Below are 26184 nucleotides of genomic sequence, written 5' to 3'. Positions count from 1 at the left end.
CCGTGGCTACGCATACATCTTCATCTGAAACGGATGTCGTCGTCGTCGGCGGCGGCGTCGTCGGCGGCGCGATCGCGCTGGGCCTGGCGCGCTCCGGCGCCCGTGTCACCATCCTCGACGAGGGCGACGTCGCCTTTCGTGCCTCGCGCGGCAATTTCGCGCTGGTCTGGGTCCAGTCCAAGGGGCTGGGCATGCCCGACTATGCGAGCTGGTCGCGCCGCTCGGCCGATCAGTGGCACCAGCTCGCCGGCGTGCTGAACGAGGAAACCGGCATCGATGTCGCGCACAGCCAGCCTGGCGGCTTCATGCTCTGCCTCTCCGAGGACGAACTGGAGCAGCGCCGCCAGACCATGCAGCGGCTGCACAACCAGATGTCGCTGGCCGATTTCCCCTATGAGATCCTCGACCACGACGAGACCAAGCGCCGCATGCCCGATATCGGCAAGGATGTCGTCGGCGCGGTCTACAGCCCGCTCGACGGTCATGTGAATTCGCTGAAGCTGTTTCGGGCGTTGCGCGAGGCGACGCAGCGGCGCGGCGTCGCCTACCGGCCGAACTGCACCGTCGACAGCATCACCCCCCGCGACGGCGGCTTCCTGCTGCGCGGCGCCTTCGGCGAGGTCGCGGCGGCCAAGGTCGTGCTGACGGCCGGCCTCGGCAATGCGCGCCTCGCCCCCATGGTCGGCCTCGACGCCCCCGTAAAGCCGAGCAAGGGCCAGATCATCGTCACCGAGAAGACCGCACCCTTCCTGCACAATCCGATGGTCACGATCCGCCAGACCGACGAGGGCGGCGTCATGATCGGCGACAGCCAGGAGGATCGCGGCTTCGACACGGTCGTCCGCCAGCCGATCCTTTCCGTGATGGCCGAGCGCGCGGTCAGGATGTTCCCGCGCCTCGCCGGGCTGAATGTCGTCCGGAGCTGGTCGGCCCTGCGCGTGATGAGCCCGGACGGCTTCCCGATCTACGACCAGTCGGAAACCTGCCCCGGCGCCTTCGTCGTCACCTGCCATTCGGGCGTGACGCTGGCCGCCAACCATACGCTGACGCTCGCCCCCGCCATTCTGTCAGGCGCGTTGCCCGAGACGCTTGCCGCCTTTTCCGCACGGAGGTTCCATGTTCCGGCCCATAGCTGAGGCCAAGGCGTCCGACGGGACGCGCGTCGCCCCGGTCGGCTTCACCTTCGACGGTCGTGCCATGACGGCCCGCGCCGGCGATACGGTCGCTGCCGCGCTGCTCGCCAACGGCGTCCAGGCCTGCCGCCAGACGCCGGTCTCCGGCGCGCCGCGCGGGCCCTATTGCATGATGGGGGTCTGCTTCGAATGCCTCGTCGTTATCGACGGCATCGGCAACCGGCAGGGCTGCCTCGTGCCGCTCCGCGACGGCATGCGCATTCAGACGCAGGCCGGGCGGCGCCAGCCCGACGAGGTGCAGTCATGAAGACGATTGCCGAGATCGGCCTGCTGGCCGAGCAATACGACATTGCCATCGTCGGGGCGGGGCCGGCGGGTCTTTCGGCTGCAGCGCGCGCGGCCGAGCTGGGCCTGTCCGTGCTGCTGGCCGACGAAAACCCGGCGCCCGGCGGGCAGATCTACCGCGCCATCACCACGACGCCGGTCACGGACCGGAGCGTGCTCGGCGAGGATTACTGGAAGGGCGGAGCGCTCATCGCCCGGCTGGAGCGGACGGATGCGGTTTACGCGCCGGGCTGTACCGTCTGGTCGGTCGCGCCCGACGAGGCCGGTGGCTTCGAACTCGGGCTGTCGCTTGGCGGCCAGGCGCGGCTGGTCGCCGCCCGGCAGATCATCCTGGCGACGGGCGCGCAGGAGCGTCCCTTCCCGATCCCCGGCTGGACCTTGCCCGGCGTGATGACGGCCGGTGCGGCGCAGATCGTGCTGAAAAGCTCGGGCCTCGTGCCGGGCGGGCGCACCGTGATCGCCGGCTGCGGCCCCTTGCTCTATCTGCTCGCTGGCCAGCTTGCGGCGGCCGGCGCGAACATCGTCGCGGTCCTCGACACGACACCGCGGCGCAACTGGCTCGCCGCCATCGCGGCCTTCCCGGATTTCCTGCGCTCGCCCTACCTTGCGAAGGGCCTGAAGCTGATGACGCAGGCACGCGGCAAGCTGCCGTTCAGGACCGGCGTCACGTCGCTGGCCGCCGAAGGCACCGACACGGTGACGGGCGTCAAGGTTACGCGCGGCGGCGCCACCGAGACCATCGCCTGCGACGCGCTGCTGCTGCATCAGGGCGTGATTCCCGGTATCAACCTCTCCAACGCCGCCGGCTGCGCGCAGGCCTTCGACGCCGTCCAGCGCTGCTGGACGCCGACGGTCGACGACTGGTTCGCCTCCTCGATCCCCGGCATCGCCATCGCCGGTGACGGAGCCGGCATCGGCGGTGCCGAGAGCGCGGCCTTGCGCGGCGAGATCGCGGCGCTCGATGCGGCGCGCCGGCTCGGCCGGCTTTCCGAGGCGGAGCGCGACGAGAAGGCCGCGCCGACCCGCGCCGGGCTCGCGCGCAGCCTGCGCGGCCGGCGCTTCCTCGATCTGCTCTATCGCCCCGCCGAGGCCTTCCTTGCCCCGCCGGCCGACGAGACCATCGTCTGCCGCTGTGAGGAGGTCACCGCCGGCCAGATCCGCGACACGGCGAGCCGCCTCGGCGTCACCGGCCCGAACCAGATGAAGGCCTTCCTGCGCTGTGGCATGGGGCCCTGCCAGGGACGCCTCTGCGGCCCGACGGTGGTCGAGCTGATCGCGCAGGTGCACGGCGTCTCGCCGGCCGAGACTGGCTATTACCGGCTGCGGCCGCCGGTAAAGCCGATCACGCTTGGCGAGCTTGCCGCGCTGCCGCCGACGGAGTTCGCGGTCAAAGCGGTGGTGCGGTGAGCGGAGGAAGCCGCAGCACCGACGTCATCGTCATCGGCGGCGGCATCCATGGCTGCTCGACGGCGCTGCATTGCGCGCTGCGCGGGCTCGCGGTCATCCTGATCGAAAAGGACCATGCCGGCCGGCATGCCTCTGGCGTCAATGCCGGGGGCGTGCGCCAACTGGCGCGCCATGTCGCGGAAATCCCGCTCTCCAACACCTCGATGGCGCTCTGGCACCGCATCGGGAGCCTCGTCGACGACGATTGCGGCTTCACCTCCGACGGGCAGGTGCTGGTCGCCGAGGACGAGGAAGACCTCGGCAATTGCCGCGCCCGCGTCGACGATTTGACGCTGCGGGGGTTCCATCACGAGGAGCTGATCGACTCAGCCGAGCTGCGCCGTCTGGTGCCCGCCGTCTCCGATGCCTGCCCGGGCGGCGTCGTCTCGCGCCGTGACGGGGCGGCGATCCCCCTGCGGGCGACGCAGGCCTTCAAGCGCAAGGCCGCCGAACGCGGCGCCGACATCCGCGAGGGCGTGCGCGTCACGCGCGTCAGCCGTGACGGCGCAAACTGGCGGGTCGAGACCGATGATGGCCCCTTTTTCGCGCCCCGCATCGTCAATGCGGCCGGTGCCTGGGCAGACCGCATCGCGGCCGATCTCGGCGAGCCGGTGCCGCTCGAGGTGATCGCGCCCATGCTGATGATCACCGCCGCGATGCCGGCCTTCATCAAGCCGGTGGTGATCCTGCGCAAGCGCAAGCTCTCCTTCAAGCAGTTCCCGAACGGCACGGTGCTGATCGGCGGCGGCTATCTCGGCCGTGCCATCCGCGACGAGAACCGCACCGTGCTCGACTGGGGCAAGCTCGCGACCAATGCGAAGACGGTCTGGGACCTGTTCCCGATCATGCGGGGCGCACCGATCGCCCGCGCCTGGGCCGGCATCGAGGCCCGCATGCCCGACGACCTGCCGGTGTTCGGGCGCAGCGCCCGGCATGAGGGCGTCTACCACCAGTTCGGCTTCTCGGCCCATGGTTTCCAGCTCGGCCCCGGTGCCGGCGCCGTCATGGCCGAGATCATCGCGACCGGCTCGAGCAATGTGCCGATCGACGGGCTCGAGATTTCCCGCTTCACCAACCACTGAGAGAGAAGACCAGATGACCATCAAGCGCAGCATCAAGACCCCGATCCAGAACCGCATTGTCGAGACCGGCAATCTGGTCTTCGTCGGCGGCTGCATCGCCGACGACACCACCCAAGGCATGGGGCCGCAGACGCAGAATATCCTCGGCAAGATCGAGGGCTATCTCGGCGAGGTCGGGCTCGACCGCAAGGCGATCGTCGCCTCGCAGATCTACGTCACCGACCTCTCCCACAAGAAGGAGATGGATGCCGCCTGGACCGGCTTCTTCGGCGACGACATGCCGACCCGCGCCACCGTCGGCGTCGCCGATCTCGGCGGCGGCGCGATGATCGAGATCGTGGTCACGGCCAGCCGGGGCTGAGGCCGCTCAGAAGAGGCGGGTCGCCAGGCGATCCGGGCGCATCCAAACACGCCGTCCTCCCCGGTCTCCTTGCGGTCGCCCGGGATGACGGCGTGTTTCTGCGAGAACATGGATGGGTCAGCCGCCGAGCCCCACCTCACACCGCGACGACATAGCCGTCCCGGCGTGGATCGGCGGCGCCGGTCATGACGCCGGTCGAAGGGTCCACCGCCACCGCCTGCATACCGCCGCAGCGCATCGTCCAGCCCACGTCGAAAGCCGTGATGTCGTGGCCGCGCCGGCGCAGCTCCGCAATGGTATCGGGCGCGATCCGGTTTTCCGCCTCGATCGAGCGCCCGTCCCAGAGCCGCGAGCGCGGCGCCTCGATCGCCTCCTGCAGGGAGAGGCCGAAATCGAGATGCTGCACCATCGCCTGCGTCTGCGTCTGCATGATGCCGTAGCTGCCGGGCGTGCCGAGCGCCAGCGCGGGTTTGCCGGCACGCGTCGAGATGCTGGGCGACATGCACATCGGCAATTCGTCGCCGGGCTTCGAGCGGTTCGGGCTGCCTGCCTGTACGTCCGACCAGTACAGGAAATTGTTCAGGCAGAGCCCTGTGCCCGGCACCACGACACCGCTGCCGAAGGGGCTGCCGAGGCTGTTGGTGATGCAGACGAGATTGCCCTCCTCATCCGCCACCGAGAAGGAGGTGGTGTGGGCCGGGTCCTCGCCCGGCTGCGGCGTCCATTGCTCGGTTGGCCCCTCGACCGGAACACCGTCGCCGGCGCGCTGGCGCAGGGTCGCGAGCGAGGCAGCCGAGAAGATCTCCGCCAGGGCCTCGGGGGAGGGGTTGTTCGAGGCGATCCGCACCCCGGCGGCGATCCGGATCGCGCGATAGATGAGGTCGAGATGCTCGGGACCATCCTTGCGCAGGCCGGCGAGATCGAAGCCTTCGAGGATTTTGAGGCTGAGCAGGAACTGGAAGGCCTCGCAGGGCGGCGGCGGCACATGGATGTCGAGGCCGCGATAGGACACCGCGAAGGGCTCGTGCCAGCGTGGCGCCACGGCTGCGAGATCGGCCATCGTCATCAATCCGCCGAGCGAGCGCAGATGCGCGACGATGCGCTCGCCGAGTTCGCCGCGATAGAGGTGGTCCGGACCCTTGGCGGCAATCTCCGAGAGCGTCCGTGCAAGCTCGGGCTGGCGCAGCACCTGCCCGAGCTTCACCGGCCCGCCATCGGGCAGATAGGTCGCGGCGAAACCGGGATAGATCTCGGGCCAGGCCTCGAGCAACGGGGCCTGTTCGTTGAACTCGGCGACGCCGAATTCGGACAGGGCGAAGCCGTCCTGCGCGAGCGCGATTGCCGGGGCGAGGATGTCGGCCAGGGGCTTGCGGCCATAGCGCGAGGCCAGCTCGCACCAGCCGGCGAGATTGCCCGGCGCCGCGACCGCATGCGGTCCGCGTTCGAGGTCGGAGCGCTGCGAGAAGCGGTCCGAGGGAAAGCTCGTCTGGATCGGCGGCACGAAATCGAGCACGCGCACGCGGCCCTCGGCCGCCGACCAGAGCGTCGCCGAGCCCATGCCCGACAGGCTCGACATGAAGGGCTCGACCACGTTCAGCGCCGCGGCTGTCGCGGCGATGGCGTCGAAGGCGTTGCCACCCTGGATCAGCAATCGCGCCCCGGCCTGGGCCGCGAGCGGATGGGCCGCGGCGACCATGCCGTGGCGGGAATGGATCGTCGGGCGGCGGCCTTGCATCGTCACTCGTCCTCGCGTTCCGGCCCTGGATGGCCTTCGCGATCAGAGCACAGGTTCCGCCGGCCGGAACAGGTCGTCATGCCTGCGTTTCGCGTGCTGTCGCTGGCGTTGTGCGCATGGCGAGCATCTTTTGCCCAAACGCGGGTCATCCCGGACGCAGCGAAGCGGAGATCCGGGATCCATTCCGGAGCGCGTGCTAGTTGAGGTTCCGGAATGGGTCCAGGGCCTCCCTCCGGTCGCCAGGGGCGAACGCGTGGATGGGCAAGCGAGAGGCTACTGCTTCCGTTCAGGTGCCGCAGAAGGTTCGCCTGACGCGTTCATGCGGCTGCGGTGGGTCTTCATAGTCCGCGAAGGCGGCCTGCTCGTCGAAGGGCCGCGCCAGCACGGCGAGCAGTTCTTCGAAAGGCGCGAAATCGTCGTGCTCCTGCGCCGCCGCGATCGCGGCCTCGATGCGGTGATTGCGCGGGATAAAGGCGGGATTGACCGTGAGCATCGCGTCTCGCGTGGTGCCGGCACTGCGTTCCCGCCAGCGTGCCAGCCAGCCGTCGAGGGCGGGATCGTGCCCGAGCGCCGCGCGCAGCGGTTCCTCTCCTGCAAGCCCGGCGTGAAGCCGGCTGAGATGACGAAAGCTGAGCGTGAAATCGGCCCCGCGCGCCGCGAGAAGGCCGAGGAGTTCGGCGCCGAGCCCCGTATCGGCCTCGCTATCGCCGGCCAGGCCGAGCTTGCGGGCGATGCCCGCGTCATAGGCGGCCTGATAGCGCGGCCCGAAGGCGCCGAGTGCGGCCTGGGCGAGGGCGACGGCCGCGTCGGTCTCTGTCGCCAGAAGCGGCAGCACGGCTTCGGCGAGCCGCGTCAGGTTCCACAGCACGATGCCGGGCTGGTTGCCATAGGCATAGCGGCCTCCGGCATCGATCGCGCTGAACACGGTTTCCGGATCATAAGCGTCGAGAAAGGCGCAGGGGCCGTAATCGATCGTCTCGCCCGCGATCGAGGCATTGTCCGTGTTCATCACGCCATGGATGAAGCCGACCAGGAGCCAGCGCACGACGAGATCGGCCTGCGCCGCGATCACCGCCTCGAGCAAGGCGAGATAGGGTTTAGCCGCCGCGGCCGCCTGCGGATAATGGCGGGCGATGACATGATCGGCCAGCAGCCGCAGGGCCTCGACATCCTGCCGTGCCGCGAAGAACTGGAAGGTACCGATGCGGATATGGCTCGCGGCCACGCGCGTCAGGATCGCGCCCGGCAGCGGCGCATCGCGCATCACCGCTGCGCCGGTCAGGACGAAGGCCAGCGCGCGCGTCGTCTTGATGCCGAGCGCCGCCATCGCCTCGCTGACGATGTATTCGCGCATCACTGGCCCCAGCGCCGCCCGCCCGTCGCCGCCGCGCGAGAAGCGCGTGCGTCCGGCCCCCTTGAGCTGGATGTCGCGGCGAACGCCCGAGCGGTCGAGGACCTCGCCGAGGAGGATGGCGCGGCCGTCGCCGAGCTGCGGCACGAAATTGCCGAACTGGTGCCCGGCATAGGCGGTCGCGATCGGCGTCGATCCCGGCGCCACGGCGTTGCCGGCGAGGACGGAAATCCCTTCGGGGCTCGCAAGCCAGTCCCGGTCGAGGCCGAGTTCATCGGCCAGTGCGCCGTTGAGCCGGACGAGGCGTGGCTCCGGCACGGGCGTCGGCGGGGTCAGCGCATGGAAGCGCTCCGGCAACCGGGCATAGCTGTTGTCGAAGGCGATCGGCATGACAGGTCCTGAGACTATGACGTGTCCCGACAATATGGGGCTTCCCGAGAATTTGGCACGTCACTGAGGCGTCGGCCCGTCTGCGGCATCGTGGCATCTGCCGCCGGCAGACCGTGCTTGCCATGGCAGCCATCCGCAACGAAGCTCCGTCGCGCCTGATCCGAGGCCTGTTTCCCGAGACGATGCTGCCATGGCGCCCGACCGATTGAAACGCATGCTCGAGCCCGCGTCGGTCGCGGTCGTGGCGCAGGCGGATGACCCGACGATGCCGCTGCTCGCCAGCATCAGGGCGGGCGGATATACCGGCCGCATGGTCGCGCTGGGTGGCGGCGCGGCCGAGGGCTGGGAGCCTGCCGCGAACCTCGACGCCCTGCCCGAGGCAGCCGATCTCGTGATCGCCCCGGCGCGGGATGCGATCGAGACCATCGCCGCGGCCGGGCGCCGCGGCTGCGCCGGCGTGCTGATCGTCGATGGCGAGCGGGCCGGTGCAGCCATGCTGGGCGAGGCCGGCCGCCGTGCCGGCATCCGGGTCATCGGCCCCGATTCGATCGGGCTGGTGGCTCCGCGCCTGCATCTCAATGCGAGCTTCGCGCCGGTCGTGCCGAAGACGGGCAGCATCGCCCTGGTCGCGCAGTCCAGTTCGATCGCGGCCGGTATCCTGGCCTGGGCAGCGCGCCGCGAGGTCGGCTTCTCGGGTGCGGTCACGCTGGGCGCGGCTGCCGATGTCGACATCGCCGATTGCCTCGATCATTTCGGTCTCGACGGGCGGACGCGCTCAATCCTGCTGGCGCTGGACGATGTCGAGGATGCCGCGCGCTTCCTGTCCTCGGCCCGGGCGGCGGCGCATCTGAAGCCGGTGCTGGTGCTGAAACCGTGGCGTGCGGCGACAGGAACCACCTCGCTGACGCATGCCGGGCTGATCGTCACCGCCGACCGGGCCCATGATGCCGCGTTCCATCGCGCCGGGCTTCTGCGGGTCAACGATCTCGATGAGCTCTTCGCTGCGGCCGAGACGCTCGGCCGCACGCGGCCGCTGGCCGGCGGCCGGCTGGCGATCGTCAGCAACGGGGCCGGGCTCGCCGCGCTGGCGGCGGGGCGCCTGCGCCAGCTCGGAGGCGCGCTTGCGACCCGGAGCGGCGACGCCCCGGCTCCGGATGAGGAGGCCATCGTCGAGGCGGCGACGCCGGCGCAATATGGCGAGGCGGTCACCGGCCTGCTCGAGGATGGCGGCGTCGATGCGGTGCTCGCGGTGCACGCTCCACATCTGCTGGCCGAGGCGGAAACCTGCGCCGAGGCCGTCGTTGCGGCGGCGCGGGCGGTGCGCAGCACCAAGCCGGTCCTGGCGGCCTGGATCGGCGGCGACGACGCCATCGCGGCGCGGTTCGCGGCCACCGGGCTGCCCTCCTTTGCGACCGGCGCCGAAGCCGTGATGGGTTTCCAGCACCTCCTGCGCCATGCCCGCCTGCAGGCCGAGCTGATGGCGACGCCCCCTTCGGCGGAGGACATGCCGCCGCCAGATCTTGCACAGGCACGGGCCATCGTCGCCAGGGCGCTGGCCGAGCAGCGCGACTGGCTCGACCCCGACGAGGTCTCGGCGCTGCTGGCGATCTACCGCATCCCGGAACTCCGCCCGGTGGTGGCAGCGGATATCGAGGCGGCACTGATCGTGGCACGCCCGCTGCTCGCGCGTGGCCGGCCGGTCGCGCTCAAGATCGTCTCGCCCGACATCATCCACAAATCCGATGTCGGCGGCGTCGCGCTCGATCTGGCGACCGAGGCCGCCCTTCGTGATGCGGCCGAGTCCATGCTCGCGCGGGTGCGGGCAGACCGGCCGGAGGCCCGGATCACCGGGCTTGCGGTGCAGCCGATGGCGCAGCGTGCCAAGGCGCGCGAGCTGATCGTCGGTTTCGCGACCGATCCCTGCTTCGGGCCCGTCGTCGTCTTCGGCCGTGGCGGCACCGCCGCCGAGCTGATCGACGACAGCCACGTCGCCTTGCCGCCGCTCGATCTCGGGCTCGCCAGCCGGCTGATCGCCCGCACCCGCGTCTCGCGCGTGCTCGCGGCCTATCGCGACGTGCCCGCCGCGCGGCTGGATGCGGTGGCGGCGGCGCTCGTCGCGGTGGGGCAGATGGCGGTCGACCTGCCCGAGATCCGGGAACTCGATCTCAATCCGCTTCTCGCCGACGAGACCGGCGTCATGACCGTCGATGCCCGCATCATGCTGGAGCGTACGCCCGAGAAGCGCCGCCGCCCGGCGATCCGGCCCTATCCCGGAAACTGGCGAAGGCAGGTGACGCTGCGGAGCGGGCGAAGCTTCCAGGTCAGGCCGATCCGCCCGGAGGACGAAGGCGCGATCGCTGCGATGTTGCAGAAGGTGACGCCGGAGGATTTGCGGCTGCGCTTCTTCGCGCCGCTGAAAACCTTCAGCCACTCCTTCCTCGCCCATCTGACCCAGCTCGACTATGCCCGTGCCATGGCCTTCGTCGCCTTCGAGGAGGAGACGGGCGAGGTCGCCGGCGTCGTGCGGCTGCACACCGATCCGGGGCAGGAGGAGGCCGAATACGCGATCCTGCTGCGCTCCGACTGGAAGGGTGTCGGGCTGGGCTGGACGTTGATGACGCTGATCATCGAATGGGCGAAGGCCGAAGGCCTCAAGACGATCCGCAGCCAGGTGCTGGCGGAGAATACGCGCATGCTGACGCTCTGCCGCCAGCTCGGCTTCGAGATCGCGCATGTCCCCGACGACATGGCGCTCCGCGTCGTCACCTTGTCGGTGGAATCCGCCGCATCGAACCTGCGCTCCTGACCGCGATTTAGCGGCTGCGCGAACCCGGCCGTTGCCCTGAATGTGATCTGCGCCCGGCATTGCCGCCACAGTCTTGTGGCCTTCTGACGATCCGGCTGGCGGGCGGGAAGCACGCGACGGAGAAACTGCCATGAAGGACGACAGGGTACATAGCGAAATCAGGAAGATCGCCTATCAGCTTTGGGTGCAGGATGGCTGCCCGGACGGTCAGGACCGGCGCCATTGGGATGTTGCCAAGGAGATCTGGGCGTTCCGGCACAGCGGCGAGGACGCACCGCAGGCGTCATCACATGCAGCACCGACGCCTCGCGCACCGGGTAGCTCGGAGCGGCGCGCCGGTCCGACATCACGGCGTGGCGTGGCGGCCTGAAACGGTCGCTATCCCGGCGGCGCAAGGCCGATATATCGGCAGGATGAAGCCTTCGGAGACCCGTTCCGGAGCAGCGGTGAGATGCGTCTCCGCGATCACCGCGATCCCAGCCTGTGGGTGCCGCTGCTCGTGCTCGGGCATTCGCCCGGGCGCGGCATCGACGCCTGCTCGGAAAGGCGCCAACGCAGCATCACGTTGCCGTGATGCTGCGTGCTGCCTCCCCTGCTCATGACCCGGGGCGATCCGACCCGAACGGCCGGCCCTGTCGCTGGAATCGGCCGTTCCTGGTTGGAAAATGCCGCTCGCGCGCGCCATCACGCAACGTGATCGGCCGCTTGCGGGGCGTTGGCTCGCAGGCAGAACTGAGTTTCAATCGCTTCCAATTCAAGTCTGACCGGCGCGCCGCGGCGCACGTCGGCATTTCGGCGGGGCGCGCTGGCTCTCCCGCTGTCCTTCTTGATCGAAACCGGGAGGTTTACGGTGGCGAAGCTCAATGTGAACGGCAGGATGATTGATGTCGAAGCGGCCGGCGACACGCCGCTGCTCTGGGTCATCCGGGAACAGATCGGTCTGACCGGGACGAAATATGGCTGCGGCGTCGCCCAATGCGGTGCCTGCACGGTCCATATCGACGGCGTCGCGACGCGCTCCTGCGCGCTGCCGCTCGATGCGATCACCGCAGAACAGAAGATCGTCACGATCGAGGGGCTGTCCCCCGACGGCAAGCACCCGGTGCAGCAGGCCTGGATCAAGCACGACGTACCGCAATGCGGTTTCTGCCAGAGCGGCATGATCATGGCGACGGCCGCCCTGCTGCAGGCCAATCCGAAGGCGACCGAGGCCGATATCGCCAGCGAGATCACCAATATCTGCCGCTGTGGCACCTATGCGCGGGTCAAGACCGCGATCCTCGACGTCGTCGCCGGCGGCACGCTTGGCCGCGGCTGAGGGCTCGCCCGTTTCGTGATTCCCCAGCGCGGGGTCGAACGCGGCAGGTCTTCAAGCACCGCCGCCTCCCTCGCGCCCATGCCCAGATCCGGAGGACGACATGACATCCGCCTCGACCGCCTCTTCCAAAACCAGCGTGTCACGCCGCGGCCTGCTCGCAGGCTCCGCCGCTGCGGCCGGCGCCTTCAGCTTCGGCTTCGCGATCCCCTTCGGAAGCGAGGCCCAGGCGCAGGCGCAAGGCGCCGTGCCTGAGATCAACGCCTGGGTCGTGGTCCATCCTGACGACAAGGTGGTGATCCGCATCGCTCGCTCCGAGATGGGGCAGGGCACGCTGACCGGACTCGCCCAGCTCGTCGCAGAGGAGCTGAACTGCGACTGGGCGAAGGTTACGACCGAATATCCGACGCCGGGCCAGAACGTCGCCCGCAACCGTGTCTGGGGCAATTTCTCGACCGGCGGCAGCCGCGGCATCCGCGAATCGCACGACTATGTCCGCAAGGGTGGCGCGGCGGCGCGCACGATGCTGATCCAGGCGGCGGCGAACGAGTGGAATGTGCCCGCGGCCGAATGCTCGGCCGAGAAGAGCGTCGTCACCCACAAGGCTTCCGGCCGTTCGCTGCGCTACGGACAGGTCGCGGCTGCCGCCGCCAAACTGGAAGCTCCGAAGGACGTCGCGCTCAAGGACCCGAAGGACTGGACCATCGCCGGCAAGCCGCTGCCGCGGCTCGACACCGCCGACAAGACCAACGGCAAGAAGATCTACGGCATGGATCTGACCATGCCCGGCCTGCTCAACGCCGCGATCAAGGACTGCCCCGTCTTCGGCGGCAAGGTGAAGAGCTTCGATGCCGCCGCGATCACGGCCATGCCGGGCGTCAGGCACGTGCTGCCGGTCGGCGACAGTGCCGTTGCCGTCGTCGCCGACAGATGGTGGCAGGCCAAGACCGCGCTCGATGCGCTGCCGATCGTCTGGGACGAGGGCGAGCATGCGAATGTGTCCAGTGCGAGCCTGGCGGCCTGGTTGAAAGAGGGGCTGGACGCGCCCAACGCCGTGGTCGGCAATCAGAACGGCGACGCCAAGGCGGCGATCGCCAATGCCGCCCGCACCATCGAGGCGGTCTATTCCTATCCGTTCCAGAACCATGCCTGCATGGAGACGATGAACGCCACGGCGCTCTACACGCCGGAGAAATGCGAGGTCTGGACGCCGACCCAGAATGGCGAGGCGGCGCTCGCCGCGACATCCGAGGCCTCGGGCCTGCCGATCGCCAAATGCGAGGCCTACAAGATCGATCTCGGCGGCGGCTTCGGCCGGCGCGGCGCGGTGCATGACTGGGTCCGTCAGGTCGTCGCCATCGCCAAGCAGATCCCCGGCACGCCGGTGAAGCTGATCTGGTCGCGCGAGGAGGACATGCTGCATGGCCGCTTCCACCCGCTGACGCAGTGCAAGATGGTCGGAGCCTTCGACAAGGACAACAACCTGACCGGGCTGCACATGCGCATATCCGGCCAATCGATCGTCGCCGGCATCTTTCCGCAGAATATCCAGAACGGGCGCGATCCGGCCGTGTTCCAGGGCCTCAACCCGCCCGGTCCCGAGGCCTCGATCGGCTATGGGATTCCCAACCTGCTGATCGACCACGCCATGCGCAACCCGCATGTGCCGCCGGGCTTCTGGCGTGGCGTCAACCTGAACCAGAACACGATCTATCTCGAATCCTTCATGGACGAGCTGGCGCATGCGGCGGGCAAGGACCCGCTGGAGTTCCGGCGCGCGCTGATGAAGGACCATCCCAAGCATCTGGCGGTGCTCAATGCCGTTGCCGAGAAGGCCGGTTGGGGCACGAAGCTCCCCGATGGCGTCTTCCGCGGCATCTGCCAGACGATGGGCTTCGGCTCCTATGTCGCGGCGGTGGCCGAGGTCTCGGTCAGCCCGGATGGCAAGCTCAAGATCCACCGCATCGTCGCGGCGACCGATCCGGGCCATGCCGTCAACCCGGCGCAGATCGAGCGCCAGGTCGAAGGCTCCTTCGTCTACGGCCTGTCCGCCTCGCTCTATGGCGAGATCACCATCAAGGACGGCCGCGTCGAGCAGGAGAACTTCGACAGCTACGAGGTGATGCGACTGGAGGCGATGCCGGCGGTCGAGACGGTGCTCGTGCCATCAGGCGGCTTCTGGGGCGGCGTCGGCGAGCCGACGATCGCGGTCGCAGCGCCGGCCGTCCTGAACGCGATCTTCGCCGCGACGGGCAAGCGCATCCGCGCCTTGCCGATCAAGAACGCCGATCTCAAGAAGGCGTGACCGGGTCGCCGCTTTCTTCTCCCTTCCCCGCCGCAAGCGGGGGGAGGGAGCTGGCGCGCATCTTCGCTGGGAGCGTTTTGGCATGGGCGGCATTGTGCCTCTGTCCTCAGTTTGCCTGCCCGGCCCTGGCGCTGGAACCCTATGAGGTCGTCGGCGACGCGATTCCGCGTCCGCTCGGTGGCCTCATTGGCAATGCGACGCGCGGCGCGGCTCTGATCCGGGATCGCGAGCGCGGCAACTGCCTGATCTGCCACCAGGGCGCGGATGCCTCCGAGCCCTTCCAGGGTACGATCGGCCCGCCGCTGGCCGGCGTCGGGCATCGCCTCGATGCCGGGCAGATTCGGCTGCGGCTGGTCGATGCCTCGGTGCTGAACCCGCAGACGGTGATGCCGCCCTATTTCAGGACCGAAGACCTGCATGATGTGGCCCCGTCCTATCGGGGCAAGCCGGCCTTGTCGGCCCAGGAGATCGAGGATGTCGTCAGCTATCTCGTCGCGCTCAAGGCGCTCTGAGGCGGGTCCCGACCGCCGCCGCGTCGTCGCGGGCGCGGCCGCTGGCCTGCTGCTGGCAAGCCTGCCGGGACGTGCGCTCGCGCAGACCTCGCCCGAACTGGCGCAGTTGATCGCGCGCATCACCGAAGGTGTCCTGCCCGAGCGGGCGCGTATCACGCTCGACATTCCCGCTCTGGTCGAGAACGGCAATTCGGTCGATACGAAGATCGCCGTCGAGAGCCCTATGACCGAGGCCGATCATGTCCGCTGGATTCACCTGATCGCCGAGAAGAACCCCTTCCCGGATATGGCGCGGTTCCATCTCGGCCCACGGGCCGGCCGTGCCGAGGTTGCGACCACGCTGCGGCTGGCACAATCGCAGAAGGTCACGGCGGTGGCGGCGCTCAGCGGCGGCAGCTTCGTCATGGCGGAGGCCGATATCGTCGTGACGCTGAGCGCCTGCATCGACGGCGGCTGAGGAGAGCGAGATGACCTTCAACGCCCGCATCACCCTGCCGGCCGAGGCCCGTGCCGGCGATATCGTCGAGATCAGGGTCCTGACCCGCCATCCGATGGATCGCGGCGGCCAGTCCGACGGCAAGGGCGGCACCGTGCCGCGCAAGATCCTGAACCGGCTCACCGCAACCTATGCCGGCGAGCCGATCTTCCGCTTCGACATGCATACCGGCGTCTCCGCGAATCCCTTCGTTTCCTTCACGACGCGGGCGGTCGCGACCGGCGACATCGTCTTCGAATGGCGTGAGGATGGCGGGGCGACCTATACGCGGACCGCAAGGCTGACCGTGACGTGAGCGGGCGCAGGCGTCCGCATCGATGGGTGGCCGCGCTGGCATGGGCGGCGCTCGCGGCTGCGCCTGCCTCGTCGGAGATCAGGTCGGGCACGGAATTCCTATCTCCCGAGATGCGCCGGCAGCAGGCTGACGAGACGCGAAACCCTGCCTTTTTCTGGGTCGAGCAGGGCCGCGACCTGTTCAGCCGCAAGCCCTCTCCGGACGGGGCGGCCTGCAGCGGCTGCCATGCCGAGCCGCAACAGAGCCTGCGCGGCGCGGCGACGCGCTACCCGCAGGTCGATGCGGCCTCCGGCAGGCTGCTCAACCTGGAGGGCCGCATCGAGCAATGCCGTGTCGAGCGGCAGGGACAGCCGGCTTTCGGATACGAGACGGCGGAGCTTCTCTCGCTGACGGCCTATGTCGCTTCGCTTGCGCGCGGCCTCCCGCTCGATGTCAGAACGGATGGTGCGGCAAAACCCTTCTTCGAGGCGGGCCGGGCCTTCTTCGAACGCCGGCAAGGCCAGCTCAACCTGTCCTGCCGGCAATGCCATGACGGACTCGTCGGCCAGAAGCTGCGCGGCGACACGATCAGCCACGGCGCCGGCACGGGCTACCCGGCCTATCGGCTGGAGTGGAACGATGTCGGCTCGCTGCACCGGCGCCTGCGCGCCTGCTCGCTCGGTGTGCGCGCGACGCAGTTCGACTACGGCGCGCCTGAATATCTGGCACTCGAACTCTATCTCGCCGGACGGGCGCGGGGCCTGCCCGTGGAGACGCCGGGAATCCGGCGCTAGTGGCACGCTCCATCTCCCTTCGCCCGTTGGTGCCTGCGCTTCTGGCGATCATGACCGTGTCGCCGGCGCTCATGGCAATGACGCAGGCGGCCGCCGGTGCCGACCGGGAATGGGGGCAGCATCTCTCGGCCGAATGCGCCACCTGCCATCGCGCCAGCGGAGCCAGGCAGGGCGGCATTCCGGCAATCACCGGTCTGCCGCCCGACCAGTTCATCGCGCTGATGCTGTCCTACAAGGAGCGGCAACGCGACAACGTTGTGATGCAGGCGATTGCCGCAAGGCTCTCCCGCGACGAGATCGAGGCCCTGGCGGCGCATTACGGCAGCCTCGACGCCGCCGACTGAGATGTCCGGCCCCGCGCCATGTCGGGGAAGACGGCAAAGATGCGCGCAGGCGAGGGGCCGGGCCTCTCGCCTTGCCGTCGCCTCGTGTACAACACGCGAAGATGGGGACGCTCGGGCCGATTTTGGGACGGGGCGCACTCTCGCGGAAGGGCACGGGCCGACATAACGGGTGCGCGGGCCCGGCGCCGCCGCCCGGGGACAGGACGAGACGAGATGCGGGTTTTTCTTCTGAAGGCCTTGAAGCGCACGGCCATCGTCGTCGTGATCGCGTCCGTGTCGCTGCTCGGCCTGCGCATCTACGACACCCAGCGCGGCGCGCCGCTCGAGCCCTGGCACACCCATATCCCGAAGGAACTGTCGATCGCCGAACTCGATCGAGGCAGTTGGCAGGATTATCTCAAGGCCGAGAGCGAGGCCTTCGCGGACATCCGGGCCGAGGTGACGCAGAAGCTCAGCCCCGAAGAGCGCGTCCCCGTGAACCGCTATTTCGACGGCAGCCCGATCTATCCCGGGCGCTTCGCGCAGGACTGGAACCGCTCCTATGTGCTGCAGCCGGAGGGGCCGCCCAAGGGCGCCGCCATCTTCCTGCACGGGTTGACCGATTCGCCCTACAGCCTGCGCCATATCGCGCGGCAGTATCGCGAGCGCGGCTTCGCAGCCGTTGCGGTGCGCCTGCCTGGCCATGGCACCGTGCCGGCCGCGCTGACCGAAATCGATTGGGAGGACTGGCTCGCCGCGACGAGGCTCGCCGTCCGCGAGGCACGCCGCCTCGCCGGCCCCTCCGCGCCGCTGCATCTGGTCGGCTTCTCGAATGGCGGTGCGCTCGCGCTGATGTATGCGCTGGAGGGGCTGGATGACGCGAAGCTGGCGCGGGTCGACCGCATCGTCTTGATCTCGCCGATGGTCGGCATCACCGCCTTCGCGCGCTTCGCGGGGTTGGCCGCGCTGCCGGCGATCCTGCCCGCCTTCGCCAAGGCGGCCTGGCTCAGCGTCCTGCCCGAGTTCAACCCGTTCAAGTACAACTCCTTCCCGGTCAACGGGGCGCGCCAGTCGCATCTCCTGACCGCGGCGCTCCAGCAGAAGATCCTGAAGCAGGCGCGGGCCGGGCCGCTCAAGGACCTGCCGCCGCTGATCACCTTCCAGTCGGTGATGGACTTCACCGTCTCGACGCGGGCGATCATCACCTCGCTCTATGCCCATCTGCCGGCCAATGGCAGCGAGCTTGTGCTGTTTGATCTCAACCGCAGCGCCAAGTTCGGACCGCTGCTCAATACATCAGCGGACACGCTGCTCGCCCGCATGCTGCCGCCGGCGCCGCGCCCTTTCCGGCTCTCGATCATCACCAATGCGGGGCCGGATTCGAGCGAGGTCGTCGAGCGCGTGACGGAGGCTGGAGCGACCGAGGAGACCGAGCGGGCGCTCGGCCTGTCCTATCCGCGTGACGTGTTCTCGCTCTCGCATGTCGCGCTGCCGTTTCCGCTGACGGACGGACTCTATGGCATGACGCCCGATCCCAAGGATGATTTCGGCATCGAGCTGGGCTCGGTCGCGGCGCGCGGCGAACGCGGCACGCTGATCGTCAATCTCGACGCGCTGCTGCGGATGTCGTCGAACCCGTTCTACCCTTATCTGCTCGCCCGCATCGACGAACGGCTGGGGCCGCCGATGGGCGCGGCCGCAGCGGAGAAGAAGCCGGAATGAAGGAAGCGACCTCCCCTCAGCCCTCATCCTTCGAGACGCCGCTTCGCGGCTCCTCAGGATGAGGGCTGGGGGGAGACGGACCTCAGAACCGCCAGATCAGCGGAACGTAGAACACCGCCATCACGAAGAACCAGATCATCAGCGGCAGGCCGAGCTTCCAGTAGTCGCCGAAGGCGTATCCGCCCGGGCCCATCACCATCAGGTTGGTCGAGGTCGCGATCGGCGTCATGAAGGAGGCAGAGCCTGCGATGCACAGGCTCATCAGGATCGGCCGCGGCGAGACGCCCATGCTGGTCGCTGCTGCCATCGCGATCGGGATCACGATCATGGTCGTGGCCGTGTTGCTCATGATCTGGCCGAGGCAGGCGGTCAGCAGGAACAGTCCCGCGAGGAAGACGATCGGTCCGCCACCGCCGGTCAGCGCGACGAGATGGCGCGCGGCGAGATCGGCCGTGCCCGACTGCACCATCGCGACCGAGAGCGGCATCATCGCGCCGATCAGGATGATCGTCGTCCAGTGGATCGCGCGATAGGATTCCTCGACCGAGACGATGCCGGCGCCGATCAGCGCCAGCGCGCAGAGAAGCGCCGCCACCGACGGCGGCACGATGCCGGTCGCGAGCAGGATGACGAGGGCGGCGAGCGCCGCGATTGCCATCCCCGCGCCTGCGCCCATCGGCACGGCCTGGCGCCGGACGAGGTCGGGCGAATTGACGACCAGCACATCGGCATCGGCGAGCCTGAGATCGAGCGCCTTCCAGCTTCCCTTGAGCAGGACGGTGTCGCCCGCCTGCAGAACCGGGTCCGCCGGGTCGAGATCGACGCCACCGCGCTGGACCGCGAGCACGATCAGGTCGCCCCCCTCCGTGGTCATGCCGGGATGGACGGCCCGACCGATGAAGGCCGAGCGCGGCGGGATCACGACCTCGGCGAGGCCCGTGCTGCGGTTCAGCAGCGCGTCGGCCGCGTCGCCGTCATCGGCCTCGTCGCGCGGCGCGAGATGCCGGGCGGCACAGAGCCGCGCCGCCGCGTCGGCCTCGCCCTTGACCAGCAAGTAGTCGCCCTCGCAGATCGGATCGGTCCCGCGTGCGATGCCAGACCGGCCGGCCTGGACGGTGACGAGTTCGATCCGGCCCTGTGCCTGCGTCAGGTCGAGCGTGGCAGGGGCGATCCCGATCAGGTTCGAGGTCGCCCGCACGCGCAGATGGAAGAAGCCGTCGGTCAGCCCGTAATGCTCGACCAGCGTCTGGGCGTGACGGCTGAAATCGGCGGGCAGCCGGGCGTTGCCCTGCGCGGGGAGAAGGCGTTTGCCGAGGAGCAGCAGGATCAGCATTGTCCCGGCCAGCAGAGGCACGCCGACCAGCGCGAATTCGGCGAAGGCGACGCCTGGCAGGCCGGAATCCTCCAGCGCCTCCGAGACGAGGATGTTCTTGGGCGCGCCGGTCAGGAAGATGTTGGCGCCGGCATGGGCGGAGAAGGCCAGCGGCATCAGGAGCAGCGACGGCGATTGCCGCAGCCGGATCGCCGCCATTACCACGACGGGCATGAGGGCGGCGACCGCACCGCCACCGCTGATCAGCGCGGTCAGACAGCCCGCCGCCGCCATGATGATGACGAGCAGGCGCGAACGGCTCTCGCCGGCGCGCGCGGTCAGGATCTGCCCCGCCCAGGCGGTGACGCCGGTCTTCTCCAGCGCGGCGCTGACGATGAACAGGCTCGCGACGAACATCACGGCGCGGTCGCCGAACCCGGCCAGCGCCTGTTCCAGCGTGACGACGCCGAGCGCCCAGAGCGACAGCGCCGCGCCGATGGCGACCACCACCACCGGCAGCCGATTCCAGGCGAACAGCGCGACCGTCACCGCGACGACGAGGGTTGTGCTTTCGATGGCGTTCACGGCGGGTCGTCCAGGGATGTGAGATCGGGAAGCTGCCGCCGCCGGGAGCGCCGGCGCTGGCCTCGCTTTATGCAGGCAGCAGGAAGCGTCCGCCAAGCAGGATCACGAGGCCGATGAGAACGAGCCCGGCCATGGGCCAGAGTCGCAGGGCGCCGTCCAGCCGCTCGATCGCCGCGGGCAGGCGAGCGAAGCGCGGGGCCTGCCGTTCCGCCAGGACGAGGACGTCGCCCTCCGGAACCATGCCGGCCAGCCGCTCGAACCGCCGCGTCAGGGCGAAGACCGCCAAACCGAGCAGCATCGGCCAGACCAGCTTCCAAAGCGAGCCGATCTCCCAGGCGCTCGCGAGCGCGTCTCCCGAGAGGGCGGGATAGAGCCACCACGGAATGACGAGCGATGCCGCCGCCACGGCGAGGAAGGGAGCAGCCTCGCCTTGCGGCGCGCGGGACTCGGGATTTTCCGCCGTCTCGCCCGCCATCACGGCGAGGAAATGCAGCATCAGCATCGTACTGCCGGCGGCGGCGAGCGAGGCGGCGACGCTGAGGGCGCCATAGCCCAGCATCGGCTTGACCGCGAGCTTGGCCAGCGCACCGCTGGTCAGGGGCAGTCCGGCGAGGCTGAGCGCGAGCAGGCCGGTCAGCAGCAGAACCGGCCGCAACCGCCGCCCGCCCGAGGCGAAGGCGACGCCGACCGCGAGGAACAGCCCGCCTTTGACCAGCGTGTGATGCATCCCGTAATAGGCCGCGAGCCCGGGCGCCGCCGGATCGCCCGCAGCCAGGCCTGCGCCGATGATCGCGGCGACGAGGCCCATCTGGCTGACCGTGGAATAGGCCAGGATCGTCTTCGGCCGCCGCTGCGCCACGCCGAGCGCGACGCCGCCATAGGCGGTCAGGATTCCCGCCGTCGCGAGCAGCGTGCCCCAGGCGGGAAGCGCGGTCTCGAAGGGCAGGAAGCGGATCAACCCGATCACGCCCGCCTTCACCAGCACCCCGCTGAGCACGGCGGAGGCCGGCATCGGCGCCGCCGGATGCGCCAGCGGCAGCCAGACATGCAGCGGGATGAGCCCCATCTTCAGCGCGAAACCGAGGATCACCAGCGCGACGATGCCGTCCCGCATCGGCGAAGCGGGCAGGTTCGCCACCGCGTCGCGGATCAGCGGGTTCGGATCCGGGTTGCCGGCTGCCAGCATCACGAAGGCGAAGAGCAGGAAGGCCTCGCCGAGCAGCGCCAGCACCATGTAGACGACGCCGGCCCGCTTCGCCCCGGCGGTCTGCTCATGGGCGACGAGGCCGTAGGCCGAGAGGCTCGCCAGGGTGAACAGCAGGTAGAAGCTCGCGATATCGGCGACGATCAGAACGCCGAGGCTGCCCGCCAGCGTCAGGAGCCACCAGACGCAAAAGCCCGTCAGCCCCGGCTTGCCGCGCATATAGGAGGCGGCGAAGGCTCCGGCCGCGCTCCACAGCAGCGCCGCGCCGCCGAGCAGGATCGCGCCGGGCTGGTCGAGCGCCAGCGTCATCCGGAACGGCACCGGGAAGGAGGCCGAGGCGCCGGCCGGCAGCAGCCAGGCCGCCAGCATCGCCGGAACCGGCGCGAGCCAGAGCAGCGACGGCGCCCGGGCCCGGAACCGGGGCGAGAGGTTGGAGGCCGCCATCGCCAGCGGCACCAGCAGGCAAGCTGCGAGGAGAAGACCGGCGGCACTCATGGCGAGACCGCCAGGGCGGCGTCGGGGCGGCCGATCTGCAGCAGGCCGAAGGGTTCGAGCGGCAGGAAGCCGATTGCCACGGCCAGGATCGCCAGCACCAGCGGGATCAGCTCGAGGCGCAGCGGAATCGGCTTGCGCAGCACCAGCGGCTCGGCCGGCGTCGCCAGCGCCCGGTCCATGACGCGGAAGACGTAAGCCCCGGCCAGCAGCCCGCCGGCCAGGATCGTCAGGGCGAGCCAGAGATGGCCGCCGACGGCAGCCGCCGTCAGCAGCAGGCATTTCGCGATGAAGCCGCCGCTCGGCGGGATGCCCATCAGCGACAGCCCGGCGAGCCCGAAGGTCGCGGCGCTGAGCGGGAGCACGCGGCCGAAGCCGCCGAGATCGCGGATGCGGTCATGCCCGATCGCTTCTGCGACGATGCCGGCCGCCATGAACATCGCGGCCTTGGCGAGCGCATGCGAGGTCAGTTGGAGCGCCCCGCCCGTCCAGGCGATCGTGCCCCAGGGCGGGGTTCCGTCACCGCCCGTCGCGAGCGGGAAGACGATGAAGAGATAGCCGATCTGCGCCACCGTCGAATAGGCGATCATCAGCTTCAGCCGCTCCTGCCGCAGCGCCATGATGCTGCAGAGCAGGATCGAGGCCGCTCCCAGCACGGCCAGCACCTGCCCTGCGATCGCGGCGGCCTCCGGTGGCGCGATGTCGAGCACGAGCCGCAGGATCAGGAAGACCGGCGCCTTGATCACCAGCGCCGACAGCACGGCACTCGCCGCGGCGGGGGCCCCGGCATGGGCCGGCGGCAGCCACAGATGCAGCGGAAACAGCGCGGCCTTGGCCAGCAGCCCCGGGATCATCAGCGCCAGCGCGACATGGATCGCCGGGCCATGCTGGCTCGCGCTGGCGATCAGCCGGATGTCGAGCGTGCCGTAGGCGCCGTAGAGCAGGCCTGCGCCGAGCAGATAGAGCAGCGAGCCGAGTAGCGCGAACATCAGGTAGCGCAGCGCCGCTGCCACCGTCTCGCCGCGTCCGTCGAGGCAGACCAGCGGCACGGCCGCAAAGGTCAGCAGTTCGAGCGCCACATAGAGGTTGAACAGGTCCTGCGACAGGAAGACGAGGCAAAGCCCGCTCCACAGCCCCATCAGCAGCATCCAGAAGCTCGTCGCCAGCCGCCCGTCGCAACTCGTCGCGTCGAGCCCAAACAATTCGCGGGCGAACAGGCCCGTCCCCGTCATGACCGCGGCCGTCACCGCCAGCATCATCGCCGAGAGGCCGTCGGCGCGTAGCGCGATGCCGAGCGGCGGCTGCCAGTTGCCGACGATGTAGATCAGTGCCGCGCCGCTGCGCATGAGCTCGACGCCGATGGCGAGCGCGACGACAAGGCCCAGCGCCATCGTCGTAAGCGCGACCCGGCGCGCATGGCGGGGCCCGAGCACCAGCATCGCCAGCACGGCGGCGGCGGGCAGCATGACGGCGAGCACCAGCAGCAGGCCGCCCGGCGTCGCGGCGTAGAGGGGCGCCGCGCCCGGGAGCGCGGTCACGCTTCGCTCCGCGGCGGCGTTGGCAGAGTCTCGGGCGACGGAGCCTCGAGCGTATCCCGGCCCGTCAGCGAGGCCAGCCGTCGCAGCAGCGCGATCGCGAGCGCGGTCGCGGCGAAGGCGACGACGATGCCGGTGATCACCATGGCCTGCGGCACGGGATCGCCGCTTAGGCCCATCGCCGCCCCGCGGCGCGAGACCGCCCCGAAGACCAGGAAGATGCCGGCGCCTAGAATGTTGAAGCCGACAAGCCGGCGCAGCAGCTCCGGATGCGTGACGATGCAGAACAGGCCGATGCCGACAAGCGCGGCACCGCACAGGCCAAACAGCGAGGCGGAGGTGAGGGCGATCGCGCTCATGGCGAGGGCGCCCTGTCGGGAGGGCCGGCGACGAGCAGGGCGAGCGTGCCGGCGACCGAGAGCGTCAGCGCGACCTCGATCGCGACGATCAGAGGTTTGGCGATGGCTTCGGGATAGGACAGGAAGCCGCTGGCAATGGCGACACCCGCGAAGCCGACGAGAATGAAGAGCGCTGGCCCCGCCGCCAGGATCATCCGCAGCGCGGCCTGCCGTGTCTCGGGCGCAGGCCGCAGGCCTGCCAGCATGACGAGCAGCCACATCGCGGCCAGGATGGTGCCGGCCTGGAAGGTCCCGCCGGGTGCGTCGGCCCCGACCCAGACCTGATAGACCGCGATCAGCACGCCGAAAGGCGGCAGCGCGCGGGCGAGGAAGACGAGCGGCTCCGGTACGATGGCGGGGCGCAGATGCGAGGCCCCACCCCAGGCGTCATCGGCCGTCAGGGACCAGACCCCGATCAGCGCGACGATCAGGACGATCTTCTCCAGCAGGGTGTCGATCGCGCGATAGGCGAGCAGCACGGCCGTGACCGGGTTGCCGAGCCCGGTCGCGCCGAGAGCGGTGACGGCTTCGCGCGCCAGGCTCGGCGCAGGATGCGGGAAGGCCAGCACGACGAAGCCGAGACCCAGCGTGACCGCGCCGCAGGCCAGAGCCGGGATCACCCAGGCCGGGCGGGCAGCCGGCGGCGCCTGCGAGGCCCGGCCGGCGATATGGGCATGCGCCTTCAGCAGCAGCATGCCGGTCAACCCGCCGCCGATGGCAGCTTCCGTCAGCGCGACATCGACCGCAGCCAGCCTGGCCCAGCCGATGCCGAGCAGCAGTCCGAAGGCGATGAAGGCGACGATCGCCCCCCGGCCGTCGCGGCTCAGGACGATGTGAAGCGAAAGCGCGATCAGCCCTGCGGCCAGCGCGAGGTCGAAGACGAGGCTCATGCCTCCGGCTTCCGGCGCGCGGCGATGCCCGCGATCAACTGGCTGGCGGTCGCGGCGGACAACTGCGCCAGAAGCCAGATGCAGACGAGTTTCACACCGCCCGCCACGCTCTGCGCCTGCGGCAGCAGGCCGATCACGATCAGTCCGAGGCCGAGATTGTCGGCTTTGCTGAGCGCATGCAGCCGGCTCAGCGTATCAGGGAAGCGCAGCAGCCCGAGCGTCCCCGCCAGGAACAGGAGCGCTCCAGCCGCCACGAAGACCAGCGTGAATCCGTCCGCAAACGAGATCATGACGGCTCGTCCGGCTCCGTCGGCACCTCGGACGGCTCGTTCTCGCCGAGCGTGAAAGCCGCGCAGGAGAAGGCGGAAAGCAGCACGAGCAGAAGAGCGACATCGGCCAGCGCCGGCTCCGCCGAGGCGCTGCCGAGCAGGAGCAGCGTCGCGGCGCCACCCGTTCCGAGCAATTGCACCGCCATCATCTTCTCGATCGCGATACGCGAGCGCAGCACCGCCACCAGCCCGGCCGCGCTGGCCAGCAGAACGAGCAGGGCAGTTGCGGTCAGGCTTTCAGCCATGGTCGCGCCCTCCCTGCAGGATGCGCAGGAACGCCGCTTCGTCGGCCGCGAGTTCGGCCGTCACCGGCGCCCCGGTGTCCAGGCAGTGGATCAGCATGTCGCCGCTGGCCTGGCACGAGACCGGCAGTTTTCCCGGCTGGAGGCTCATCACCGCACACATCGCGCCCTGCGCGAGCCCGGGACGAAGCGTTGCCCGGTAGCCGACCAGCCCGGGCTTCAGCGTGATACGCGGCGCCATGGCCCGCCGGGCGATGTCGGTCCCGGCGATCACGGCCTGCGGCAGGAAGCGCAGCACGAAGCGGGCGAGGCCGGAGAACGACAGCCCGCCATCTGCCGGCCAGAGCTCCGTGCTCGCCCATGTTGCGGCCGCAGCCGCGACGAGGCCGAACGGCCAGTCCGCGGGGGCGGTTCCGATCAGGGCGAGCCAGAGGGCGAAGAAGCCCAGGCCGCGACCCAGAAGAATGGGGGGTGACGGGCGCAGGCGAGGGGCGGGGAGCGCGTTCATCGCAGGACGCCCCAATCGATGCCGGTCGGCACGTCGGTCCAGCGCTGGCTGCGTGGGCGCGGCGAAGCAGAGCAGGGCCACGAACGGAGTTGATTATTAAATCTGGAAGGATCAGTTCTTTCCAGTTGCATCCGAAAACGTCATCTCTTGCTTGTTTTCAACGATATCAACTTGCGCTAAGCGATGATGATAACGTAGCATTCGGGTTCTTGGCGGTCATCTGCCGCCTGTCTCAGTTCTGTGCCCGCCGTCCCATTTTCCCGGCGGCCACTCCGCTTCGGGTCGAGTTCATGATTCCT

26 protein-coding genes are annotated in these 26184 nt (G+C 69.5%); 16 read left to right on the top strand and 10 right to left on the bottom strand.

Annotation, left to right across the window (positions count from 1 at the left end; genetic code table 11):
* Positions 1 to 2 precede the first annotated feature (2 nt).
* The 5 genes from C8D03_RS05655 to C8D03_RS05635 are packed head-to-tail and all read left to right on the top strand — an operon-like array spanning position 3 to position 4367.
* Positions 3 to 1136: an NAD(P)/FAD-dependent oxidoreductase gene (locus tag C8D03_RS05655; RefSeq protein ID WP_108045388.1), complete on the top strand. Its 1134-nt coding sequence runs from the start codon at positions 3 to 5 to the stop codon at positions 1134 to 1136.
* Complete coding sequence (locus tag C8D03_RS05650) at positions 1117 to 1440, top strand: (2Fe-2S)-binding protein (RefSeq protein WP_108045387.1); 324 nt, start codon at positions 1117 to 1119, stop codon at positions 1438 to 1440. The genes C8D03_RS05655 and C8D03_RS05650 overlap by 20 nt, the downstream gene beginning before the upstream one ends.
* Entirely contained in the window at positions 1437 to 2885 is a 1449-nt protein-coding gene (locus tag C8D03_RS05645) for an NAD(P)/FAD-dependent oxidoreductase (protein WP_108045386.1), read from the top strand. The genes C8D03_RS05650 and C8D03_RS05645 overlap by 4 nt, the downstream gene beginning before the upstream one ends.
* Positions 2882 to 4006, top strand: coding sequence for an NAD(P)/FAD-dependent oxidoreductase (locus C8D03_RS05640; protein ID WP_108045385.1), 1125 nt, complete (start codon positions 2882 to 2884; stop codon positions 4004 to 4006). The genes C8D03_RS05645 and C8D03_RS05640 overlap by 4 nt, the downstream gene beginning before the upstream one ends.
* Before the next feature lie 13 nt (positions 4007 to 4019).
* Positions 4020 to 4367 (top strand): Rid family hydrolase, encoded by a 348-nt coding sequence (locus C8D03_RS05635; protein ID WP_108045384.1) that lies wholly within the window; start codon positions 4020 to 4022, stop codon positions 4365 to 4367.
* Positions 4368 to 4503: 136 nt separating this feature from the next.
* Here C8D03_RS05635 and C8D03_RS05630 read toward each other — a convergent pair whose 3' ends face one another.
* Both C8D03_RS05630 and C8D03_RS05625 read right to left on the bottom strand, forming a co-directional pair.
* A complete protein-coding gene (locus C8D03_RS05630; protein ID WP_108045383.1) occupies positions 4504 to 6102 on the bottom strand; it encodes a gamma-glutamyltransferase family protein in 1599 nt (532 codons plus the stop codon).
* A gap of 286 nt (positions 6103 to 6388) precedes the next feature.
* Complete coding sequence (locus C8D03_RS05625; RefSeq protein ID WP_108045382.1) at positions 6389 to 7843, bottom strand: protein adenylyltransferase SelO; 1455 nt, start codon at positions 7841 to 7843, stop codon at positions 6389 to 6391.
* Between the two features lie 190 nt (positions 7844 to 8033).
* Between C8D03_RS05625 and C8D03_RS05620 the strand changes: the two genes are divergently transcribed.
* The 11 genes from C8D03_RS05620 (at position 8034) to C8D03_RS05575 (ending at position 18390) form a co-directional block, all read left to right on the top strand.
* A complete protein-coding gene (locus C8D03_RS05620; RefSeq protein WP_108045381.1) occupies positions 8034 to 10649 on the top strand; it encodes a bifunctional acetate--CoA ligase family protein/GNAT family N-acetyltransferase in 2616 nt (871 codons plus the stop codon).
* 130 nt (positions 10650 to 10779) lie between these two features.
* A complete protein-coding gene (locus C8D03_RS05615) occupies positions 10780 to 11019 on the top strand; it encodes a DUF2934 domain-containing protein (protein WP_108045380.1) in 240 nt (79 codons plus the stop codon).
* A gap of 81 nt (positions 11020 to 11100) precedes the next feature.
* Positions 11101 to 11223: a hypothetical protein gene (locus tag C8D03_RS26940; RefSeq protein ID WP_282568570.1), complete on the top strand. Its 123-nt coding sequence runs from the start codon at positions 11101 to 11103 to the stop codon at positions 11221 to 11223.
* Positions 11224 to 11499: 276 nt separating this feature from the next.
* The gene (locus C8D03_RS05610) at positions 11500 to 11967 is read left to right on the top strand and encodes a (2Fe-2S)-binding protein (protein WP_108045379.1); all 468 of its coding nucleotides are present in this window, start codon (positions 11500 to 11502) and stop codon (positions 11965 to 11967) included.
* A 100-nt stretch (positions 11968 to 12067) separates the two neighbouring features.
* Entirely contained in the window at positions 12068 to 14269 is a 2202-nt protein-coding gene (locus C8D03_RS05605; RefSeq protein WP_108045378.1) for a xanthine dehydrogenase family protein molybdopterin-binding subunit, read from the top strand.
* 92 nt (positions 14270 to 14361) lie between these two features.
* On the top strand, positions 14362 to 14781 hold the full coding sequence (gene soxX / locus C8D03_RS05600) for a sulfur oxidation c-type cytochrome SoxX (protein ID WP_181300694.1): 420 nt from the start codon (positions 14362 to 14364) through the stop codon (positions 14779 to 14781).
* Positions 14744 to 15238, top strand: coding sequence for a thiosulfate oxidation carrier protein SoxY (locus C8D03_RS05595; protein WP_108045376.1), 495 nt, complete (start codon positions 14744 to 14746; stop codon positions 15236 to 15238). Before soxX ends, C8D03_RS05595 begins: the two co-directional genes overlap by 38 nt.
* A 10-nt stretch (positions 15239 to 15248) precedes the next feature.
* Entirely contained in the window at positions 15249 to 15572 is a 324-nt protein-coding gene (locus C8D03_RS05590) for a thiosulfate oxidation carrier complex protein SoxZ (RefSeq protein ID WP_108045375.1), read from the top strand.
* Between the two features lie 26 nt (positions 15573 to 15598).
* Positions 15599 to 16345, top strand: coding sequence for a sulfur oxidation c-type cytochrome SoxA (soxA, locus tag C8D03_RS05585; protein WP_248308362.1), 747 nt, complete (start codon positions 15599 to 15601; stop codon positions 16343 to 16345).
* Positions 16345 to 16689, top strand: coding sequence for a c-type cytochrome (locus tag C8D03_RS05580; RefSeq protein WP_248308361.1), 345 nt, complete (start codon positions 16345 to 16347; stop codon positions 16687 to 16689). Before soxA ends, C8D03_RS05580 begins: the two co-directional genes overlap by 1 nt.
* 213 nt (positions 16690 to 16902) lie before the next feature.
* Positions 16903 to 18390 (top strand): alpha/beta hydrolase, encoded by a 1488-nt coding sequence (locus C8D03_RS05575; protein WP_108045374.1) that lies wholly within the window; start codon positions 16903 to 16905, stop codon positions 18388 to 18390.
* Between the two features lie 82 nt (positions 18391 to 18472).
* Here C8D03_RS05575 and C8D03_RS05570 read toward each other — a convergent pair whose 3' ends face one another.
* From C8D03_RS05570 to C8D03_RS05535, 8 genes are all read right to left on the bottom strand, one after another.
* Entirely contained in the window at positions 18473 to 20287 is a 1815-nt protein-coding gene (locus tag C8D03_RS05570) for an SLC13 family permease (protein WP_108045373.1), read from the bottom strand.
* A 67-nt stretch (positions 20288 to 20354) separates the two neighbouring features.
* On the bottom strand, positions 20355 to 21986 hold the full coding sequence (locus C8D03_RS05565) for a complex I subunit 5 family protein (protein ID WP_108045372.1): 1632 nt from the start codon (positions 21984 to 21986) through the stop codon (positions 20355 to 20357).
* Positions 21983 to 23521, bottom strand: a complete 1539-nt coding sequence (locus C8D03_RS05560; protein ID WP_108045371.1) for a complex I subunit 5 family protein — start codon at positions 23519 to 23521, stop codon at positions 21983 to 21985. The genes C8D03_RS05565 and C8D03_RS05560 overlap by 4 nt, the downstream gene beginning before the upstream one ends.
* A complete protein-coding gene (locus C8D03_RS05555; protein ID WP_108045370.1) occupies positions 23518 to 23877 on the bottom strand; it encodes an NADH-quinone oxidoreductase subunit K in 360 nt (119 codons plus the stop codon). Before C8D03_RS05555 ends, C8D03_RS05560 begins: the two co-directional genes overlap by 4 nt.
* A complete protein-coding gene (locus C8D03_RS05550; protein ID WP_108045369.1) occupies positions 23874 to 24806 on the bottom strand; it encodes an MnhB domain-containing protein in 933 nt (310 codons plus the stop codon). Before C8D03_RS05550 ends, C8D03_RS05555 begins: the two co-directional genes overlap by 4 nt.
* Entirely contained in the window at positions 24803 to 25096 is a 294-nt protein-coding gene (locus C8D03_RS05545; RefSeq protein ID WP_108045368.1) for a cation:proton antiporter, read from the bottom strand. The genes C8D03_RS05550 and C8D03_RS05545 overlap by 4 nt, the downstream gene beginning before the upstream one ends.
* Entirely contained in the window at positions 25093 to 25380 is a 288-nt protein-coding gene (locus C8D03_RS05540) for a monovalent cation/H+ antiporter complex subunit F (protein WP_108045367.1), read from the bottom strand. The genes C8D03_RS05545 and C8D03_RS05540 overlap by 4 nt, the downstream gene beginning before the upstream one ends.
* Positions 25373 to 25885: a Na+/H+ antiporter subunit E gene (locus tag C8D03_RS05535; RefSeq protein WP_108045366.1), complete on the bottom strand. Its 513-nt coding sequence runs from the start codon at positions 25883 to 25885 to the stop codon at positions 25373 to 25375. The genes C8D03_RS05540 and C8D03_RS05535 overlap by 8 nt, the downstream gene beginning before the upstream one ends.
* Positions 25886 to 26184: the final 299 nt, after the last annotated feature.

It is taken from the genome of Bosea sp. 124 (assembly GCF_003046175.1).
Classification (GTDB): Bacteria; Pseudomonadota; Alphaproteobacteria; order Rhizobiales; family Beijerinckiaceae; genus Allobosea.
The sequence above is the reverse complement of the archived record's forward strand: the minus strand, read 5'-3'. Positions and strand labels throughout refer to the sequence as shown.